Source organism: Aneurinibacillus aneurinilyticus ATCC 12856, assembly GCF_000466385.1.
GTDB classification, from domain to species: domain Bacteria; phylum Bacillota; class Bacilli; order Aneurinibacillales; family Aneurinibacillaceae; genus Aneurinibacillus; species Aneurinibacillus aneurinilyticus.
The window spans coordinates 1-2,672 of the sequence record NZ_KE952870.1 but is presented as its reverse complement, the minus strand read 5'-3'; the positions used below and the strand labels follow the sequence as shown (position 1 = coordinate 2,672).

Here is a 2,672-nt window from a genome sequence, read left to right as displayed (position 1 = left end):
AGGAAGGGGACTTCTTTCGGAAAGCTGTTAAAAAAAGAACTGGATTCACTTACGGATATTATATCATTCGGTGTAGCTCCGGCTATGATTATGTATGCTGCTGTCTTTTATGATCTGCATACAATAGGGGTGCTAATCGTATCCCTTTTTCCGATTTGTGGAGCCTTGCGTCTTGCGTATCTTCGTACTCAATCTTCCTCAAAAAAGAACGTTACAGGTTTGCCGATTGGGATGGCTAATGGGATACTGGCTGCTTTTATCCTAATTGGACCTGTTTTGAATAAAGATGTATCAATGATAGTTATTATTGTTTTGTCTTATTTTATGGTTAGCAAAATAAAGTTTTTCCGTGTAAATAACAGATAGTTAACGAGATTGGAGACGACAAATAATGGAGATAGCAAAAGAATTAATCTCTCAATACGGATACATCTCTATTTTTTGTTTGCTCGCTTTAGGAATTGTCGGATTGCCTGTTCCCGATGAGATACTTATGTCATTTGTCGGCTATTTAGCCTCCATTCATGTTTTGCACTATAAAAGTGCAGTAATAGCCAGTTTTTGCGGAGCGATGTCAGGTATGGTTTTAAGTTATTTTCTGGGGAAAAGAATTGGCAAGCCTTTGTTAGCTAACTATGGGAAATGGATAGGATTAACGCCAATACGGTTACAGAAAGTAGAGGGGTGGTTTCATAAGTATGGCCCGTGGACGATTGTCTTCGGCTATTTCATCCCGGGTTTTCGCCATGTAACGTGTTATTTATCTGGAATGAGTGGAATGGGAACGTGCAAATATCTTTTATTTGCAGGTTTGGGAGCGTTAATCTGGTGCCTGATTTTTATTACTATAGGCTACTATATTGGGGAAATACAAGAATGAAGTAAAGCAAAAGCCGATAGATGTTTTTGATGAAAAAAGTCAACGATCTTTTCTTTTTTTCTTTATCATGGGTGGGTTAGTTATAATATTCTATATGGCTTGTCTTGGAATATCCACAATAGGGGCAAGTAAATTCAGTTTTAAATGATAACGTGGTTGGAAGTAGGAGATTCGGAAAAAAGAAGAGGTTGCATAGGCAATGGACGATGCCCCGAGAGCTTCATAGCTATAATCGGGTTCCCATTATAGGGATTGGGGAAACATGTAGTAGCATTTTTGCTCCGAAATCATATGATGATAGCAGGTAGATAGCAATATGTATCTACAATTGCGTAAGCGCTATCCTATTATGAAGGGAGGTGCACTATCATGTTCTGGATTGTCTGGGCTGTAGTTGGTATCGTTGTCTGGGGAGTAATGAATTCCTGGATGACAGGCCAAGTGGCTGGTAAAGGTTGGTGGGCATCGCTGATTGTCACACTTATAGGTGGCTGGTTAGGCGATTTCCTGCTGGGAAATTGGCTCTGGGTCATCGCCGGATTCAATATCATCGCTGGAGCTATCGGTGCTATTGTATTCAATTGGTTATGGAGCTTGGTACGCAAAAAAGCCGACTAACTAAATAACTATGGAAACACGACCTTTTTGCACTGTTCTTACTCCTTATAATAAAGTTTGTATAATGAAGGGCCTCTTTTTAAAAAGGAGGCTCTTTTTGTTGGGATAAAGTAAGCATTCTATGATTAAGCTGGTTTTATCTTTGGCGAATAGATAGTGTTAAATTGAAACTATTGAGCTTTTTTAGCCATAAAAAATCCCCTTCAGTTAACAGTGAAAGACCATTGTAGCAAAGGTCTTTTTCATACTATCAACCATTGGGGATAACATCATCAATCGCTTATAAGATGTGCTAATTATTTAATTTCAAAAGCAGTATTTCGGGCATCATCGGAATCTTCCGGTTGGGCACCAAAATCCCCAAAATCAACTTCGCTTTCTACAATTCTTGTTTGTAGGCGAGGGTATCCTTCGATTTCTACTTCTACTACATCACCTGGCTGAACAGGACGGGAGTTTTTAGGCGTACCTGTCAGAATGACATCCCCCGGCTCCAATGTGATGAGGCGGGATAAATCTGCGATAAGAAGATCGAATGGGAAAGCTAACGTACTTGTATTATCTTCTTGCACAACTTTTCCGTTTACATAGGTTCTCAGTGTTAAGTTATGAGGATCAACATCACTTGCATGGATAAGAGAAGGACCGATTGGACAGAATCCGTCTTGTCCTTTAACACGTAGCATAGATCCGGCATCTGAGGTGCGGAAATCATGAAGGCCAAAGTCGACGGCAGGGCTATAACCTGCAATGTAATTCCAGGCTTCACTTCGAGAAACATTCTTCGCTTTTTTTCCAATAACGAGCGCGATTTCACCCTCATAGTTAAGGTACTGGGTACCGCGTGGCCGAGCTATAGATGCACGGTGTCCAGAAAGAGCGGTTAAAGGTTTCATAAAATAAGAAGGCCATCTGGGGGTTTTCGCTCCAAATGCTTCAGTTCGACTTGGAAAGTTCAGATGCATGGCAATGATTTTGGTTGGTTTAACGGGTGCTACAAATTCTGCTTCTTCTTCTGAGATTTTTTCTCCATTTTGCAGAACAAGGGTATTCCCGTTTTTATAACCTTCAACGATTTGATTTTCTCTTTTGACACGTACAAATTCCATATCTTATTATCCTCCTAGATAGAATATAAAGTTATCAAGGGTGTTGATTATCCAGTACGATCCAG

General features: G+C 40.1%; 4 protein-coding genes. 3 read left to right on the top strand and 1 reads right to left on the bottom strand.

Annotated features, from left to right (window positions below; genetic code table 11):
* From HMPREF0083_RS28820 to HMPREF0083_RS20235, 3 genes are all read left to right on the top strand, one after another.
* Positions 1-366: CDP-alcohol phosphatidyltransferase family protein (locus tag HMPREF0083_RS28820; protein ID WP_021623601.1), on the top strand; the 366-nt coding region annotated here is incomplete at its 5' end.
* A 25-nt stretch (positions 367-391) separates the two neighbouring features.
* A complete protein-coding gene (locus HMPREF0083_RS20240; protein ID WP_021623600.1) occupies positions 392-880 on the top strand; it encodes a DedA family protein in 489 nt (162 codons plus the stop codon).
* 369 nt (positions 881-1,249) lie between these two features.
* Complete coding sequence (locus tag HMPREF0083_RS20235) at positions 1,250-1,498, top strand: GlsB/YeaQ/YmgE family stress response membrane protein (RefSeq protein ID WP_021623597.1); 249 nt, start codon at positions 1,250-1,252, stop codon at positions 1,496-1,498.
* Between the two features lie 296 nt (positions 1,499-1,794).
* Here the strand turns inward: HMPREF0083_RS20235 and HMPREF0083_RS20230 are convergent, their stop codons facing one another.
* The gene (locus HMPREF0083_RS20230) at positions 1,795-2,607 is read right to left on the bottom strand and encodes a fumarylacetoacetate hydrolase family protein (RefSeq protein ID WP_021623596.1); all 813 of its coding nucleotides are present in this window, start codon (positions 2,605-2,607) and stop codon (positions 1,795-1,797) included.
* Between the last annotated feature and the right edge of the window lie 65 nt (positions 2,608-2,672).